Genomic DNA, 17238 nt, shown 5'->3' with positions numbered 1-17238 from the left:
TCAGGGTCAGATCTCAGGGGGATGAATTGGGATCTGACCCTGTTTCCAATTGGCTTTGTTGGATCTACTCAGCTGCCTGAGCAGGTTCAAAGCTTGTAATCCAGCTTTCAAAATCAGCCTTTGCCCGCCGGGTCATGGCCAGTTTCTTGGCGCGGGTTTTGTCTTTTCCCTTGATGCGATTGCCTTCATCATCATGCTTAGGGACTTCAATTGGTGGAAAAAGACCAAAGTTGACGTTCATTGGCTGAAAGGAGCGAGGAGAGTTCTGCTCCGTTTCGCGGTTAATGTGACCACCGGTAATATGGCCGATCAATGCGCCCATAGCCGTAGTTTCCGGCGGCATGTCGAAACTCTGCCCGAGTCGTTCCATGGCAGCAAATAGACCGGTCATGCAGCCTACACTGGCGGATTCTACGTAGCCTTCACACCCGGTAATCTGGCCGGCAAAGCGCAGACGCGGCTCGGCCTTCAACCGCAGGGTTTCATCCAGAACCTTGGGTGAGTTCAGGAATGTATTCCGGTGCAAGCCGCCGAGCCTTGCGAACTGGGCATTTTCAAGGCCGGGAATCATCTTCAGGATGTCTGCCTGCGCGCCGTATTTCAGCTTGGTCTGGAAACCAACGATATTATAAAGTGTCCCCAGGGCATTGTCCTGGCGCAACTGGACGACAGCATAGGCCTTCACATCCGGATTATGTTCATTGGTTAGGCCCATTGGTTTCATAGGACCATGGCGCAGAGTCTCGCGGCCGCGCGCTGCCATGACTTCAATCGGCAGACAACCGTCGAAATAGGGCGTATTGGCTTCCCATTCCTTGAAATCTGTGGTGTCGCCAGCGATGAGCGCATCGATAAAGGCGTCATATTGTTCTTTGTCCATCGGGCAATTCAGATAATCCTTGCCATTGCCCCCTGGTCCGATCTTGTCGTAGCGCGACTGGAACCAAGCCTTACTTAGGTCCACGCTGTCGAAATGTACAATAGGGGCAATGGCATCAAAAAACGCCAGTGCCTCTTCACCGCATCGCTCCAGAACCGCTTTCGACATGGCAGGCGACGTCAAAGGCCCCGTGGCCACAATGACGCTGTCCCAATCTTCTGGAGGCAGTCCGGCGATTTCTTCCCGATTGATGGTGATCAGTGGATGGTCCTCAAGTGCCTTTGTCACGGAAGCGGAGAACCCGTCCCGGTCAACTGCAAGGGCGCTGCCAGCAGGAACTTGATTGGCATCGCCGCAAGACAGGATCAGTGATCCGGCACGGCGCAGTTCGTGATGCAGCAGGCCAACGGCATTTTGTTCGCTGTCGTCGGAGCGGAATGAATTGGAGCATACCAGCTCTGCAAGGCTTTCGCCCTGATGAGCATCAGTCTTCCGGACAGGGCGCATCTCATGGAGCACGACTGGAATTCCGCGTTGTGCAATTTGCCAGGCCGCTTCTGAACCAGCAAGGCCGCCGCCAATCACATGGATGGGGTTCATCTGTTTGTCCTTCGGGAGTGTGCTGCCGTCATGTTTTATCGTGCTTCGGACGGTTTAGCCGAAAAGGCTGCGATCAAACGGCATGTTTTCCGGTTCTGATTACAGTCTTGGCTCGCTTGTCGCAATGCCATGATGCAAAATCACGTTAGGTCAGGAATAGTTTTTGACCACATGACAAAGAGATTGGAATTGAGAATCAGCGGTCAAGCTTCTGGCCGTGATTTTTGTTGTGACGATTTTTAGTCGGAAATGAAATGGGTTTGCCGGGGGGGCAAGGAATGAAATTCGGAAGCTTGATAAAACCAGTTCTGTTGACCGGCTCGTTGCTGTGTGCTTTGGCAACTCTGGCTGGCTGCGCTGGTCAAGCCAACGGCAATGCCAGCGCATGGTACAATGGGCGTGAGGCGATTGGGCCAACTGCATCACGCATTTATATCTGTCACGGATTCGGATGTACCTACACAACACCTGTCGATTTTTCCGGCAGGGATCTGAGGCGCCTGAAAACAATCCTTGCTTCTGGCCGGAAATCACCAGCGGCGGAACGTCGGGCAATCTCAAAAGCCGTTCAGTGGCAAGAAACACGGGTCGGCCCTACTGTTGGATCGTCCAATGACGTTGGCGGGCTTGATATGCAAAACGCCAGAGTTCGTGGGCAGATGGATTGTATCGACGAAGCGACCAACACAAATTCTCTGTTGTTGGTGGCTGAAAAACATGGGTTTTTAAAGCATCACAGCGTCAGTTCGCCGGTTGCACGCGGGTTCTTTCTCGATGGGCGTTATCCCCACGCAACAGCCACTGTACGTGAAATCAACACAAATGCTGTGTTCGCAGTTGATTCTTGGCCTGACTCAAACGGTAAACCGCCGAAAATTTCAGAACTGACTGTGTGGATGTCCAAAAGAGCTGGCTAGGCTTGCAAAGGGCGGGTTTGGAGTATGTTTTTCTGTCGGTAAAGAGCCTAGCCATTCGAAACTTGTTCAAATAACCCCTTCGCCTTGATCGTTATTTGGTTCTAGAATCAAAAACGCCCGCCGGTGGGAGGATATCCGGCGAGCGTTTTAGAGGCTCCGCGCTGCAAGCGGAGCGCATCAGCTTGTCCCGTGGGAGGGTCGGAACAGGCTGAATTTTTTAGCGCATGGAAGCGCGTGCGTGAAAAGCAATGTCTGCGCGGCTGATGCCGAGGTCATTGAGTTCACGGTTGGACAACTGAGACAACTCGTCATGAGTGGCCCGGAAACGCTTCCAGTTATGGTACTTGCGAACAACGCTATCGATCATGGTCTTGGCCTTTGTATATCTTCTTGGCCATGGCACCGTGGATCAGCGTCTGGCCCGTTCAATCTGATGAACACTAGATAAGAAAGATGTATATGTTCAGCTAGGGGGGAAACTGCAGGCCTGTCCTGCATAAATTGCAGGTCATATGTCGCATTTACTTCTTATTAATAAGAAATTTCTTGCGTGGAATGAACTGATGAGTGTCAGAAATAAACGTCCGGTGAATGAATACAAAAATACCGCCATTCGTCGGAGACGTGGCGGTTGTGTATATTTAGCGGTTAAATGATTTTTGAATTTCTAGTCTTGAATTCAGATCTTACAAAAACGAACACCCACCAGCGGGAGGAGGTGCTGGTGGGCGTCGTTTTGACCGGCGAGACTGGGAGGAGGGTGCCTCGCCGTTGTCACACGCCCCGGAGCCTGGGAGGAGGTGGCTCTTAGGGACGCGATCTCTAGTTAGACTGTTGAGCGACGCGCAACAAACTTGATGTCATTGCGGCTGATGCCCAGGTCGCTAAGTTCACGCTGTGACAGACGGGACAGTTCATCAACGGTGCGACGGTACTTGACCCAGCTGCTGTATTTGCGAACGACGTTGTCGAACATTTTATATCTTCCTTGGATATGGCGTTGCAACATTTTTTGTTGCGACGCAGTATCAATCTGTTGACGAAGATATAATTCGGAGATCGAAATAAAGGAAGCGCGTTCTCTGCATGTCAGTTATGCGCTCAGTGCAATGCAGCAAAAATACACATGCCAGAAATGCATGAAACGAGATTTAGTGCAGCAATCTGAATGATTTGATCGGGATTGCTGCGCCGCACATTATTCGGCTGCGTCTATCTCTCGCTGTGGACGACGTTCCAAAAGCTCCGCCAGAAACTGCCCTGTGTAGCTCGTGGACACTTTGGCGACATCTTCAGGCCTGCCGGTCGCAACAATAGTGCCTCCACCATCGCCGCCTTCTGGTCCAAGGTCTATGACCCAGTCAGCAGTCTTGATGACTTCGAGATTATGCTCGATCACAAGAACGCTGTTGCCCTGGTCTACTAGCTCATGCAGCACCTCAAGCAGTTTGGCGACATCATGGAAGTGCAGGCCAGTGGTTGGCTCATCCAGTATATAGAGAGTGCGGCCGGTTGAACGCCTGGATAGCTCCTTGGCCAGCTTGACCCTTTGTGCTTCACCACCAGACAAGGTCGTGGCTTGTTGTCCGACCTTGATGTAGCCAAGCCCGACCCGTGCAAGTGTTTTCATCTTGTCGCGCACCGCAGGCACGGCGGAAAAGAAGTTGGCGGCTTCTTCCACAGGCATGTCCAGAACATCGGCAATAGATTTGCCCTTGAACAGGACCTCAAGCGTTTCCCTGTTGTAGCGCCTGCCTTTGCAAACGTCGCAGGTGACATAGACGTCCGGCAGGAAGTGCATCTCGATCTTGATCACGCCGTCGCCCTGGCATGCCTCGCAGCGGCCGCCTTTGACGTTGAACGAGAACCGACCGGGCAGATAGCCACGTGCTTTCGCCTCGGGCATGCCCGCAAACCATTCACGGATCGGCGTGAAAGCCCCAGTGTAGGTGGCTGGGTTGGAGCGTGGTGTGCGCCCGATCGGCGACTGATCAATGTCTATCACCTTGTCCAGATGTTCCAGGCCCTCGATGCGATCATGAGGCGCCGGGTTGACCCTTGCGCCGTTCAGGCGACGGGCTGCCGATTTGAACAGGGTGTCGATAAGAAAGGTCGACTTGCCGCCACCCGATACGCCTGTGACGCTGGTGAAAGTGCCGAGCGGCACGTCGACGGTGACGTCCTTGAGGTTGTTGCCTCTTGCTCCGATTACCTTAAGCTTACGCTTCTTGTCGATTTTCCGGCGTTCAGCTGGCAAGGGGATCATCTTTGTGCCGGACAGATATTGTCCCGTCAGGGACTTTGGGTTGGCCATGACGTCCGCCGGGCTGCCAAAGGCGATGATTTCACCGCCGTGGATACCAGCTCCGGGGCCCACATCGACCACATGATCTGCTGCCATCACCGCGTCTTCGTCATGCTCCACGACAATCACAGTGTTGCCCAGGTCCCTGAGGTGTTTCAGTGTCTCGATCAGGCGGGCGTTGTCGCGCTGGTGCAGGCCGATGGATGGCTCATCCAGAACATAAAGCACGCCGGTCAAACCTGAGCCGATCTGTGAAGCAAGGCGGATCCGCTGGCTTTCCCCTCCAGACAACGTGCCTGAAGAGCGAGACATGCTGAGATATTCAAGGCCAACATCGTTCAGAAATTTGAGGCGTTCGCGGATTTCCTTGAGGATCCGTCCGGCAATCTCTTCCTGTTTCTTGTTGAGGCGGTCGGGCAGGGCGTCGAACCACTCAGCCGCATCCTTGATGGACAGCTGGGTTACATGGCTGATGTGCCGATCTGCGATTTTTACCGCAAGGGCTTCCGGTTTCAGCCGGTAGCCCTGACAGACTGGGCAGGCGTGATCAGATTGATAGCGCGCCAGTTCCTCCCGAACCCAGTTGCTTTCTGTCTCCCGCCAGCGCCGCTCGATGTTGCCGATGACGCCTTCAAATGTCTTGGCGGAGCTGTAGCTGCGCACGCCATCATCATAGAAAAAATCTACTTTGGTTTTGCCGGTGCCATGGAGAATACTGTCCTGTGCCTCTACTGGCAGGTCCTTCCAGGGCGTGGCCATGGAAACGTCATGGTGCTTGGCCAGAGCTTCCAGTGTCTGGTTGTAGTAGGGGGAGGTTGAGCCGGTCTTGGCCCAAGGCAAGATCGCCCCTTCCCGCAAGGATAAGGTTTGATCGGGCACGACAAGATCGGCCTCAAAGGCCAAGGTGGTGCCCAGTCCATCACAGGTCGGGCAGGCTCCAAAAGGATTGTTGAAGGAAAACAGACGCGGTTCGATTTCCTCAATGGTAAAGCCGGATACCGGGCAGGCAAATTTTTCGGAAAACACCAGTCTTTCATGGGTCTCGTTTTGGTTCTTTAGAACGGCCCCTTTTGCCGGGGCCTTGAGCGGCTTGTCTGCGAATTCGGCAATGGCGAGCCCATCGGCCAAGCCAAGCGCTGTTTCAATGGAATCCGCAAGACGTCCCGCGATATCGTCGCGCACGACTATTCTGTCCACGACTATATCAATATCGTGTTTGTACTTCTTGTCGAGCGTCGGGGCTTCCGAGATTTCGTGGAATTCGCCATCGATCTTGACCCGCTGGAAGCCTTTTTTCATCAGCTCGGCAAGTTCCTTGCGGTACTCGCCTTTTCGGCCTCGCACGATGGGGGCCAACAGGAAAAGCCGGGTACCTTCCTCCATTTCCATGATCTTGTCGACCATCTGACTGACCGTCTGGCTTTCGATAGGCAGGCCGGTGGCGGGTGAATAGGGCACCCCAACGCGGGCGAACAAAAGCCGCATGTAGTCGTAGATCTCGGTGACTGTACCGACTGTAGACCTCGGATTGCGGGAGGTTGTTTTTTGTTCAATGGAAATAGCTGGCGACAGACCGTCGATCTGATCGACGTCCGGTTTCTGCATCATTTCCAGAAACTGACGGGCATATGCGGAAAGGCTCTCCACATAACGACGTTGCCCTTCTGCATAGATCGTATCAAAGGCGAGGGACGATTTGCCCGAGCCTGACAGGCCGGTCATGACGATGAGCTTGTCCCGTGGCAGGTCAATGTCGACGCCCTTCAGATTGTGTTCACGAGCGCCGCGAACAGAAATCACTCGGGTCGGATCGACAATGGAGGCGCCGGACTTGGCTCTCGAAACGTCCTTGGTCATGCGGTCAATGTCCCTGATGCGGCAGTCCGGTCATTTCTCGGCACGGCCATTCTATTTCAATCCAAAGCGATTGCCGCACATCTTGCGACAGTTGGTTGTTTCATTTGTAATTAAGAGGCTACCGCCGTTGAGAGTTACGAGACATATAGCAACTTGGATTGCGGATGCCATCCTGCCAGATGTCGCTTTGATCATAGGGCGCTTGTGAAGGCCTCGTGTTACGTTGTGATGTAATGAGAACATAAATGGAACAAATATGGTTCTGCAAGCGGAAATATGCTGAGGTTCGAATGCCAGTCTTGAGGCTGTTTTTGCTCTGGTTCTGCCGGTCGATATGATCAAAAGGCTTGGAAGGTCAGGTTTTGAAATCGGATGGGGCTTGCGGCATTTGGCTTTAATACTGACTGAATTCGCCAGCGCCTTGTGGAAAAGGATAGCCATGCGGAGAAAATATTCCGCAGCTGCGCCCGCGACGGGCTAGGGTCGGGAAAATGAATAAGAATGCATGGGCTCGGTGCGGCGTTTCGTCGGCATTGCTTATCTAAAAGCTCTCTGCCAAATCTCAAATGGTTGTGAGATTGGTGGGCAGACTGGGCGAGCTCATGACAACGACGAAGGAGTTTGCGTCATGGCCGGTAGTGTCAATAAAGTCATTTTGGTTGGAAATCTGGGGGCGGATCCTGAAATTCGCCGGACGCAGGATGGGCGGCCTATCGCCAATTTGCGCATTGCGACGTCTGAATCCTGGCGGGACCGCAGCAGTGGCGAGCGCCGTGAAAAGACTGAATGGCACCGGGTGGTGATATTCAGTGAAGGTCTTTGCAAGGTCGCAGAGCAGTTCTTGCGCAAAGGCTCGAAAGTTTATCTCGAAGGCCAGTTACAGACACGCAAATGGCAGAATCAGCAGGGGCAGGATCAGTATTCGACAGAGATTGTCCTTCAGGGCTTCAATTCGACTTTGACCATGCTCGACGGCCGCGGTGAAGGCGGTGGCGGTGGCGGCTCTGAAGGATCATCCGGCGGCGGTTACGGCGGCGGAGAATCTTCAGGTGGCGGCGGTTATGGTGGTGGATCTGGTGGCAGCTCGGGCGGTGGCTACGGTGGCGGCGGATCGACCGGAGGATCCGGTGGCGGAGCAGGCAGCGGTTACGGTGGTGGCGGCGGTGCCGGCTCGATGGATGACGAAATTCCATTCTGATCAATTGAAACTGTGAAATGCCAAAAGGCCGGAAGGAGCTCTTTCTTTCCGGCCTTTTTTGGCACTTGACGCTTGATCCGGAAGCCTGAAATCAGCCGTATTGTGTCGCTATGGCGTAGGGGAGGATATTCACAGCATCGTGAACTCGGTGAACTGTGGTAAAAAGCCGCTTAACCCTGTAGCCAGCATTGGTGTAGTAAATGTGCAGTGCGTGTTTGCAGCGACATTGGATTGCCAGCGAAACATGCACGGATTGGGGTTGGGCTTCCCGCGTTCGTCAATGGTTTACAAAGCCAGTTGGGGCATTCTGGCTGTTGAGATAGATTTTTAAAATTGGATGCGGCGGTTCGCGCATGGTGTGGCCAGCTGTATTCATCGGCTTAAGGCAAAATGGAAATGCACAGCTTGGCAAGGCGCAACATGAACACTGACTTCCCCCTTCTTCGCAAATCTGGCGACAAACGCTCTTTGAAGTCCAATACAACGACTGTTCTGTTGGCTGGCGTCATGACACTCTGCTTGGGAACGGCCCTTGTCCCGTTGAGCGCCGGAAATGCGGCGGCGCAGGGTCTGTTTCAGCGTTTGTTTAATCCTGAAGGTGCGCGCCTGAAAGAGTTGAAGGCTCGTGAGGCTCAGGAGCAAGAACAGCGACAGAAACCGATCAAAGTCCGGGTATCAGCGCCGAAATACTTTACCTACAAGCCGGATCGCCTGGTTTCTGTATCTTTGGATGGCCTGTCCAAGGTCAAGACGGCTGCCGTGGAAGTGCCTGCTGTGGACGCTGGAACGGAAGGTACTGCACCTGAAGTTCAGAGCGCGCCATTGATCCTGACGCCTTTTGATAAGGCACGTCCGGCTCTGAAATCCATTTCGATCAAGGTACTTCCTGAAGTCGGTAAAGCCGTTAATGCCTATTACCGTGACCATCCCGGCTTCGTCTGGGTTGAAGATGGCCGACCGACAGCGCGTGCAGGTACAGCGCGCCGGGTTTTGGCCAGCGCCGCAGACTATGGTCTTGATGGCGATGATTATCGTGTTTCCTTGCCTGCGTTGTCCGGTCTTGATGGGGCTGAGCGCGACGCCGCGCTGATGACGTTCGAGATGGAAATGACGGCGGCTGTCATGACCTATGCATTGGATGCAGAACGTGGCCGTGTCGATCCAAATAGGATTTCCGAATATCATGATCTGCCGCGACACAAGGTTGACCTTGTCGCTGCTATCGAAAACCTCGCCACTACGATGGACGTCGCAGGCTCAATTGAGGCTCATCAGCCACAGAACGCCGAGTTTGCAGCTTTGAAAGCTGAATTGTCCCGTCTGCGCGCGCAGGACAAGGAAGACGACCGGATTGTTATCACGCCCGGTACCTTCTTGAAACCGGGCCAGGCCAGCCCGGAAATGAATAATATCGTGGCCGCGATTTCTAAGAATGGAAGCGATGCTCTTCGGCAGGATCAGGCTGTGACGCTGTCCGCCTATCAAGGCACAGATGAATATACGCCGGAATTGGTGGCTCTGGTCAAAGCATTCCAGAAGGAAAACAATCTGTCCGCCGATGGCATCGTTGGCAAGAACTCGATTATTGCCATGGTCGGTGTGACCAATGAGGCGAAAATCGCCAAGGTTGAGCTGGCGATGGAACGTCGTCGTTGGCTTCCTGAACAGCTCGGTGCACGCAAGGTCTTCATCAATCAGCCTGCCTTTACTGCAACCTATACGGCCCCTGGCGAAGACCCGCTGTCGATGCGAGTTGTGGTTGGAAAGAAGTCGAACCAGACGAATTTCTTCTATGACACCATCGAAGTCGTTGAATACAACCCTTATTGGGGTGTTCCTTATTCAATCATCGTCAATGAGATGATCCCAAAGCTGGCAAAGGATCCGAGCTATCTGGACCGTTCTGGCTATGAGGTGACGACACCCGGTGGAAAGAAAATTTCCTCTTCCAGCGTCGACTGGTATTCGGTGGCCTCGAAAAAATCTTCGGTAAACGTGCGTCAGTACCCAGGTCGCAGCAATGCGCTTGGCGAACTCAAGATCCTTTTCCCGAACAAGCATCACATTTACATGCATGACACGCCGTCAAAGAGCCTGTTCAAAAAGGATGCACGCGCGTTCAGCCATGGGTGTGTGCGTTTGCAGGATCCAAGGGCCATGGCCGCTGCAGTTCTGGGCAAGACAAAGGATTATGTCTCCGCTCAGATTGGCCAGGGGCAAAACCGGCAGGAAAAGGTGCCTGGCGAAATTCCAGTCTATGTTTCCTATTTTACTGCCTGGCCTGAGCTGAACGGGAAAGTTGATTATTATACAGACGTCTACAACAGGGATCGCTATTTGCTGAAGGCACTTGGTGCGACTGAAAAGGCGCGCAGCTGATCGCTGAACTTAGGTCAGGAACCTGCTGTTGTTTGAAATTAAAAAGGCCGCCCGAAGTTTTTCGGGCGGCCTTTTTTATATGTTTTCTTTGGAATAGGTGGCATTCCCAGTGGGGGGGCACCGAGAATGCCGCACCTTTCACAAGTCTCTATTAAAGGTCTTGTGAAAGGGATTCCTGCTCTAAGAGAGGCAAGTGGTCATAGACTTGGCGATCTGACGAAGCAGGGCTTCATAGAGGCCCGGACCATCCTGCAGATCGGTTCCAAGTGGATCCAGAGTAGCAGTCTTTGCAGAAGAACCTTCTAGAACGACCGTGACTAGCTTTGCCGGGAACTGCGGTTCTGAGAAGACGCAGACAATGCCCTTGTCCTTGACGGTCTCGCGAATATCAGAAATTCGGTCTGCACCAGCAGGTGTTTCCGGATTGAGTGCGATCGCGCCCGATGCCGGAATGGAAAATCGATCCTCGAAATAGTGATAGGCATCGTGGAACACAACAAACGGACGACCGCGCACAGGCTCTAGGGATGTCTGGATCTCTGTTTCCAAAGCAGCGATGTGGTCCTTCATCTTTGCGGCATTTGCCTGATAGGTAGCGGCGTTTTCAGAGTCGGCTTCGGACAGCGAATTCGCAATGGAATCAACCAGAATAATTGCGTTTTCCGGATCCAGCCAGATGTGTGGATCTAGACCTGTATGATGATGGCCTTCGTGACCGGCTTCATCATGATGCTTTTCTTCATGCGCATCGTGGTCAGCATGTTCTTCTGATTCCGCCTTGTCGTGATCGTGGTCTGCGTGGGCGTCAGCTTTGTCGTGATCATGGTCATCATGAGCATCGTGCCCATGGTCGTCATGGTCGCCGTCGTGATGCTCATCTTCATCATGGTCGCCGAAGCCATCATTCGTCCTGAAGGGCAGAAGTTCAAGTTTTGGCGTTTCTGATAATTCAACGACGGTTGCCTTGCCAGGCAGAGACTCAAGCGCCTTCGCCAGCGATGTCTCAAGGTTTTCGCCGACCCAGAAAACCACGTCTGCATTCTGCAAGCTGGAGGCCTGGGATGGCTTCAGGGCAAAGCTATGTGGGGAAGCTGCGCCATCGATCAGGATTTCGGGTGTGCCTACACCTTCCATCACGCCAGCAACCAGCGAATGGATTGGTTTGATTGTTGCTACGACCTGTGGGGCCGCGTAAGCAGACGCACTGAACATGAGGGATGCGGCCAGAACGGTTGAAGCGCCAAAGGCTTTTTTGCGGCTGAATGAAGGGGAGGTGAAATACGAGGCGAGCAAGGGAAGTCTCCAAGTTGATATGTTATTTTATAACTGTAATTTTGTAACATTGTGTTGCGGTGCTCGCAAGAGAGAAACAAGTAAAAGGCAGGAGGTGCGACATCTCGCCTTTCAAGAGCCCTGAAACGTGTAAGCTATTGAGAGGGGTATCAAATGCTCATTGGATCAAGAACGTCAGATGATCCAATCCGTTATCAGATATTGAAATTGATACGAACGCTGGCCTTGCTGAAACAAACGCCGTAGTTATGACGTCCGTTCAGTTCTTGGAACTGAGCCTGTTAAAAAGCTGAAGGCTCGCTGAGGCGAAGAATAAATGCATTTTTCAAATTGCGAGAGTTTGTTTTGAGTGAAATTGATATTTCGATAGTCGTCTATGCGCTTTTGGCCTGTGCCCTTGGCGGACTGCTAAAAGGGGCGACCGGTGCAGGAGCTCCTGTGATCGGCGTGCCTGTTCTGGCTGCCATGTTTGATGTGCAGTTTGCGGTTGCGGTGTTTGTCACACCCAATCTTCTAACCAACGTCTGGCAAGGATGGCAGTTTCGGAAATCCTTGTTATCGTGGCAGTTTGTTGTGCTTTTTGCAGGGGGCGGCGCTATCGGGGCGATCATTGGCACCTATCTGCTGGCCGGACTTCCCTCCGACTTGCTGCTGATTTGCATGTCGCTCGTGGTTCTTGGGTACGTTGGTTTCCGGCTGCTGAACGCAGACTGGATTCTTCCTTATGGCTTGGCTGTCAAGCTGGCGGGTCCAGCAGGAATACTGGGCGGTATCCTGCAAGGGGCAACGGGCATTTCAGCTCCGGCATCCCTGACTTTCCTCAACGCTCTCAAGCTTCCCCGCGGCGCCTTTATTGCAACGATTTCAGTGTTCTTCGGTATCATGTCGGCCATGCAGTTTGAGCGCATGGTGGCCGTCGGACTATTGACGTTTGACCGTTTTTTGCTCGGACTTGGGGCCACTGTAGCCATATTGGCCGTCATGCCGGTTGGCGCATGGATGGCGACCAAGATCGCCCGCGCCACCTTCGACAGGATCATCTTGGCGCTGCTTGTGGTGATCGCTGTGAAAATATTGATTGAGGTTGCGCTCTTCTGATCAAGATCAGAGACGCAAGCCATGACCTAAATTCATCAGTCCTCGTAACCGTTCGGGTTCTTGCAAACCCAATTCCATGTGTCATGACACATGGCTTCCAGATCCCTTTTTGCCGTCCAGCCGATGACCTTTGAGGCCTGGCTTGTATCCGCATAGCACGATGCCACGTCACCATCACGGCGTGGCGCAATTGTGTATGGGATGGGTTTGTTAGAGGCGCGTTGGAAAGCCTTAATCATGTCCAGGACGGAGTATCCGGTGCCTGTGCCAAGATTGACGGTCAGGCAGTTGTCTGCGCTGTCTCTTTGGGCCAGTGTTTCATAGGCCTTCAGGTGGCCCTCGACCAAATCAACAACATGGATGTAGTCCCTGACGCCGGTTCCGTCCGGAGTGTCGTAATCATCACCGAAGACGGACAGGCAGTCTCGTCGCCCGGCAGCCACTTGCGCGATATAGGGCATCAGGTTGGTCGGCACATCCTGTGGATCTTCGCCAATTAGCCCGCTTTTGTGGGCACCAACCGGATTAAAATATCTCAGGATTGCGATCCTCCAGCTCTCATCACTGACCGCCAGATCTGTCAGCATTTGTTCGATGATCGCCTTGGTCTTGCCATAGGGCGAGATCGGCCCGGTTGGATGAGCTTCCGTCACAGGTTGGGTTTCTGGCGGTCCATAGACATTGGCGGAGGATGAGAAGATCAGTTTCCTGACGCCAGTCTCTTGCATGGCGGCCAGCAAACGATGGGTGCCAACGACGTTATTGTCATAATAGGAAAGGGGATCGGAGATCGATTCACCAACGATCTTAAGGCCAGCGAAATGGACAACAGCCGAGCACCGATAACGCTTGAGGGCATCTGCAACGGCTGGTTTGTCGCGGATATCGATCTGTTCAAAACTGATCTTCTGTTGCGCGATCTCCGCGATACGGTTCAAGCTTTCCACGTTGGATGTGCCCAGATTGTCGAGGACGACGATGTCATGCCCAGCTTCCAGAAAGGTGACGCAACAATGGGAGCCGATGTAGCCCGCTCCTCCGGTGATCAGGATCGTCATGAAAACTTGGCCCTTTGTGGCATGGCGAAATCACATCTCATCTAGCACGCTCTGAACGTTGCGAGAATGGTTTTGTCTAAAACAGATAGAGTGATTGTTGGCAAACTACTTTCGGACATGCATTAGGATTTTGGGCTCGCGGGGTTTTTCTTGTCTTTTGTGGGAATTTCATCGCATTCTTGCCAACCGTCTTTTTCGAATCCAGCGCCCTGACGCGCCATTTCATGGATAACTATCTCATGACACATGCTTTTTGCCTGAATAGGGACGCAAGCCGTGAGGCTTATGGCGCTGAACAGGCAGCCATTTTGAACGATGATGCATTTGCAAAGGCTTGCGACACGATTTGTGGTTGGTCCGGTTATGAACCAACGCCGCTTGTAGCTCTATCGGGGTTGGCGGAGGAAGCCGGTGTTGCTCAGTTGCTTTATAAAGATGAAGCTTCGCGCTTCGGCTTGGGCAGTTTTAAGGCTTTGGGTGGGGCATATGCGGTGTGGCAGGTGCTGTGCCGGACAGCAGCAGACAAAGGTATTTCCCCGTCAGATACCAGTGCATTTGCCGATCATGCAGCAACGATGACCGTAGCCTGTGCCACGGACGGAAATCACGGCCGCTCTGTGGCCTGGGGAGCGAGAACATTCGGTTGCAGTTGCGCAATTTTCATTCATGAAGGTGTCAGCGTTGGCCGGAAAACTGCGATGAAGTCATTTGGCGCGACCGTGACCCGTTGCAAGGGCAACTACGACGACAGCATCCGTGAAGCGCAAAGCCATGCTGACCAAAACGGTTGGATCATCGTGTCTGATACCTCCTATGAGGGCTACACGGAAATCCCCAAGGACGTGATGCAGGGCTATGAACTCATGGTCCATGAGGCCATGGAGCAGTTGCAGGACCAGCAAGCCCCGACCCATGTATTCCTTCAAACCGGCGTTGGCGGTATGGCTGCTGCCGTTGTGGCGTATCTCTGGCGGCGCTATGGCGACAAAAGGCCCGTTGTTGTCCTTGCCGATCCACTGAATTCAGCCTGTTGGCTGGAGACGTTCAGAAACGGTCAGCCGACCGCAGTTCACGGTGATCTGGACACCTTGATGGCAGGTCTGGCCTGCGGGGAAATTTCTGACCTGGCCTGGAGTATCTTAAAAACGAGCGCAGATGCGGTGGTTGGTCTTGATGATCAGTCAGCCATTGAAGGAATGCGTCTGTTGGCTGATGGCACATATGGTGATCCGAAACTGGTTGCTGGCGAATCTGCCGTGGCCGGTTTGATGGCGCTTCTGGCACTCAACGATGGTGCTGAAGAGCGTACAGCCATTGGGCTGGATAGCTCATCGCGCGTGTTGGTTTTCGGCACCGAGGGTGCAACGGATGCAGAGCTTTATGAAAACCTTGTCGGTCTGACCGCTGAAGCCGTTGCCGCAGCTGGCGAATGACGTCTGAAAATACTTGGAAGTGTTTTGGCGGGCACAAAACCTAGATTTGTGTCCGCATGCGGTAACCGGGTGTGTAAGTCATGCGCACATGGGTGATCGGGTCGCTCCCGTCCCAGGTCGTGCGCTCAATCGCGAAGACGGCCGTGCCCGGTGCGGTGTCAAAATAGCGTGCCAGTGTTTCGTCAGCGTTGGCTGCAAAAAAAACCATATCACCGCCTGAATAAGGTGTGTTTTGTACCAGCCATTCATTGGCGCTGATGTCTTCGAAATCCATTGTGCCAAATGCTGGCACCGTGTCTACATTGGTATAGCGTTCTTCGAAGATGAAGGGCCTGTCATCGGCGTAATGCATGGTCTCGGTATAAAGGAGCTGGGCGCCTTCAGGCAGTCGAAACGCACCGCCCAGATGATGGGGTAGGTAGCGTTCCTCGCGGGTCACCAGTGCGTGGCGATAGACACAACCTCTGGCTTCAACATCTGCGCGTATGATCGGGATCGTCAATGTCGCTTTATGGGGCGGATTGACGGCAACCCGTGTGCCAGCCTTACGCTTTCGGGTGACAAGGCCGGAATCAGCCAGGTCTCTCAGGGCGCGATTGACGGTTGTTCGGGCACAGCCAAACTCCTCGGCCAGATCAACCTCACCTGGAATAAGATCCCCCGGCTGCCAAACACGCTCATTGATTCGGCGGAGCAATTCGCCTCTTATCCTGGTCCAACTGTTGGCTTCTTTTGCCGTCAAAGTCTGTCTCTCAACGCCTGCATGGTCGATCTGTAGCGGTTCCTTATCGCGTCTGCATTTCGATGTCGCCCCCCTTCCACCAGATACCGTCCTGCGGACCAAACATCTGCAACCATACGATCATCGCCTGCGAATATCCAAGTATCCAGGGTCTCGTCGCCTGAGCAACCGTCAAGATCAAGTGCGTTGCCGTCCAGCGCCATCAGATCCGCGCGGTATCCGGGAGCAATTGCGCCTGATTTCCGACCTCCTGCTTGTGCGCCGCCGAGAACAGCGTTTTCAAACAGAACACGCCCGGTCGATTTTTCTGGCGTTGCGACGCTGGCACGGCATTTGTCCCGCAGGCGCTGCGAATATTCGAAGGTCCTGAGTTCTTCAGACAGGGAGATGCGGATGTTACTGTCCGATCCCAGACCAAATCGACCACCGGCATTCAGATAATTGAGGCCGTCAAATATACCGTCGCCCAGGCTGGATTCCGTGATCGGGCAAAGACCCGCAACAGCTCCGGTTTCTGCCAGAGCCAATGTCTCAGAATGTGTCATCTGGGTGCAGTGAATCAGGCACCAGCGCTCATTGATCGCTTGTTGGTTCAAAAGCCAGTCTACCGGGCGCTGACCATAAGCGGCCTCGATTTCCGTGACTTCTTCCACTTGCTCTGCCAGATGCATGTGAATGGGTTTGTCTGAGGCCAGTCCTATGCAGGCTGCCAATCCTTCGCGCGTTACAGCCCGAAGCGAATGCGGAGCAACACCAGTGATGCAGTCATCCGCCAAAAGGTCTACGGTTTTTCTGGCCATTTCATGAAGCTTGAAGAACCGTTCCGGATCGTTGCCAAAGCGGATTTGGCCCGCGGACAGAGGACGTCCGTCGCAGCCGCCTTGTGTGTAAAGCACTGGCAGTAATGTAAGGCCTATGCCCGTTGTTGCACTGGCTGCAGCAATCCTTTCCGACAGTTCGCCGAGGTTCGCATAAGGTTCGCCAGAGGGCTGATGGTGGACGTAGTGGAATTCACCGACAGCAGCATACCCCGCTTCAAGCATTTCCATCTGCACGAAGGCTGCAATGGTTTCAACGTCGTCTGGCGTCAATGCATCCAGAAAGCGGAACATGATTTGGCGCCAGGTCCAGAATGTGTCGCGATTTTGGGGGCCGCGTCGTTCGCTCATGCCAGCCATGGCACGCTGGAATGCATGGCTGTGCAGATTAACAGGGGCTGGTAGTAATGTGCTGACCGTCTTGGTTGTAGAAAGCTTGCCTGCCGGCACACTGCCAACCTTGACGTCCTGTATAAATCCGTCTGTCCCGATGGTGACCAGCACATCTTGTTGCCAGCCCTCCGGGGTGAGCGCTTCTTTGGCGAAAACGGTCTGTGCGGGCAAAATTTGGTCAAATGCGGAAATTGGCGGCACGGGCTCAAACCTCGTTGACAGGTTATTATGTCCATGCATAATCTCAAATAACGCGATTTAATCAAG

13 protein-coding genes are annotated in these 17238 nt (G+C 53.5%); 5 read left to right on the top strand and 8 right to left on the bottom strand.

The features are described 5' to 3' along the window. Positions 1-64: 64 nt before the first annotated feature. Positions 65-1480, bottom strand: coding sequence for a methylenetetrahydrofolate--tRNA-(uracil(54)-C(5))-methyltransferase (FADH(2)-oxidizing) TrmFO (gene trmFO, locus V6575_RS17990; protein ID WP_340276283.1), 1416 nt, complete (start codon positions 1478-1480; stop codon positions 65-67). A 278-nt stretch (positions 1481-1758) separates the two neighbouring features. Between trmFO and V6575_RS17985 the strand changes: the two genes are divergently transcribed. Then, positions 1759-2397 carry a hypothetical protein gene (locus tag V6575_RS17985; RefSeq protein ID WP_340276281.1) on the top strand — a complete coding sequence of 213 codons (639 nt, stop codon included), beginning with the start codon at positions 1759-1761 and terminating at the stop codon, positions 2395-2397. 217 nt (positions 2398-2614) lie between these two features. Here V6575_RS17985 and V6575_RS17980 read toward each other — a convergent pair whose 3' ends face one another. The 3 genes from V6575_RS17980 to uvrA form a co-directional block, all read right to left on the bottom strand. Continuing rightward, positions 2615-2764, bottom strand: coding sequence for a DUF1127 domain-containing protein (locus tag V6575_RS17980; protein WP_340276280.1), 150 nt, complete (start codon positions 2762-2764; stop codon positions 2615-2617). 459 nt (positions 2765-3223) lie between these two features. Beyond that, positions 3224-3373, bottom strand: coding sequence for a DUF1127 domain-containing protein (locus V6575_RS17975; protein ID WP_340276278.1), 150 nt, complete (start codon positions 3371-3373; stop codon positions 3224-3226). Between the two features lie 222 nt (positions 3374-3595). Continuing rightward, positions 3596-6559 carry an excinuclease ABC subunit UvrA gene (gene uvrA / locus V6575_RS17970; protein ID WP_340276277.1) on the bottom strand — a complete coding sequence of 988 codons (2964 nt, stop codon included), beginning with the start codon at positions 6557-6559 and terminating at the stop codon, positions 3596-3598. Between the two features lie 628 nt (positions 6560-7187). Between uvrA and V6575_RS17965 the strand changes: the two genes are divergently transcribed. Continuing rightward, complete coding sequence (locus V6575_RS17965; RefSeq protein WP_340276275.1) at positions 7188-7757, top strand: single-stranded DNA-binding protein; 570 nt, start codon at positions 7188-7190, stop codon at positions 7755-7757. Positions 7758-8177: 420 nt separating this feature from the next. Then, a complete protein-coding gene (locus tag V6575_RS17960) occupies positions 8178-10136 on the top strand; it encodes a L,D-transpeptidase family protein (protein ID WP_340276274.1) in 1959 nt (652 codons plus the stop codon). A 180-nt stretch (positions 10137-10316) separates the two neighbouring features. On the opposite strand, the gene V6575_RS17955 is transcribed toward V6575_RS17960, so the two are convergent. After that, positions 10317-11429: a zinc ABC transporter substrate-binding protein gene (locus tag V6575_RS17955; protein ID WP_340276273.1), complete on the bottom strand. Its 1113-nt coding sequence runs from the start codon at positions 11427-11429 to the stop codon at positions 10317-10319. 345 nt (positions 11430-11774) lie between these two features. On the opposite strand from V6575_RS17955, the gene V6575_RS17950 reads away from it, so the two are divergent. Next, positions 11775-12527, top strand: coding sequence for a sulfite exporter TauE/SafE family protein (locus V6575_RS17950; RefSeq protein ID WP_340276272.1), 753 nt, complete (start codon positions 11775-11777; stop codon positions 12525-12527). Between the two features lie 35 nt (positions 12528-12562). Here V6575_RS17950 and galE read toward each other — a convergent pair whose 3' ends face one another. Continuing rightward, on the bottom strand, positions 12563-13585 hold the full coding sequence (galE, locus tag V6575_RS17945) for a UDP-glucose 4-epimerase GalE (RefSeq protein ID WP_340276271.1): 1023 nt from the start codon (positions 13583-13585) through the stop codon (positions 12563-12565). A gap of 239 nt (positions 13586-13824) precedes the next feature. On the opposite strand from galE, the gene V6575_RS17940 reads away from it, so the two are divergent. Continuing rightward, positions 13825-15018, top strand: coding sequence for a diaminopropionate ammonia-lyase (locus tag V6575_RS17940; RefSeq protein ID WP_340276269.1), 1194 nt, complete (start codon positions 13825-13827; stop codon positions 15016-15018). A 40-nt stretch (positions 15019-15058) separates the two neighbouring features. On the opposite strand, the gene V6575_RS17935 is transcribed toward V6575_RS17940, so the two are convergent. Together V6575_RS17935 and V6575_RS17930 are read right to left on the bottom strand one after the other, a co-directional pair. Further along, positions 15059-15760 carry a UTRA domain-containing protein gene (locus tag V6575_RS17935; RefSeq protein WP_340276267.1) on the bottom strand — a complete coding sequence of 234 codons (702 nt, stop codon included), beginning with the start codon at positions 15758-15760 and terminating at the stop codon, positions 15059-15061. Further along, entirely contained in the window at positions 15757-17142 is a 1386-nt protein-coding gene (locus V6575_RS17930; RefSeq protein ID WP_340276265.1) for a formimidoylglutamate deiminase, read from the bottom strand. Before V6575_RS17930 ends, V6575_RS17935 begins: the two co-directional genes overlap by 4 nt. Between the last annotated feature and the right edge of the window lie 96 nt (positions 17143-17238).

This window comes from Roseibium algae, from assembly GCF_037783265.1.
In the GTDB taxonomy this organism is placed as follows: Bacteria; Pseudomonadota; Alphaproteobacteria; order Rhizobiales; family Stappiaceae; genus Roseibium; species Roseibium algae.
This window is presented reverse-complemented; position numbering and strand designations above follow the sequence as displayed.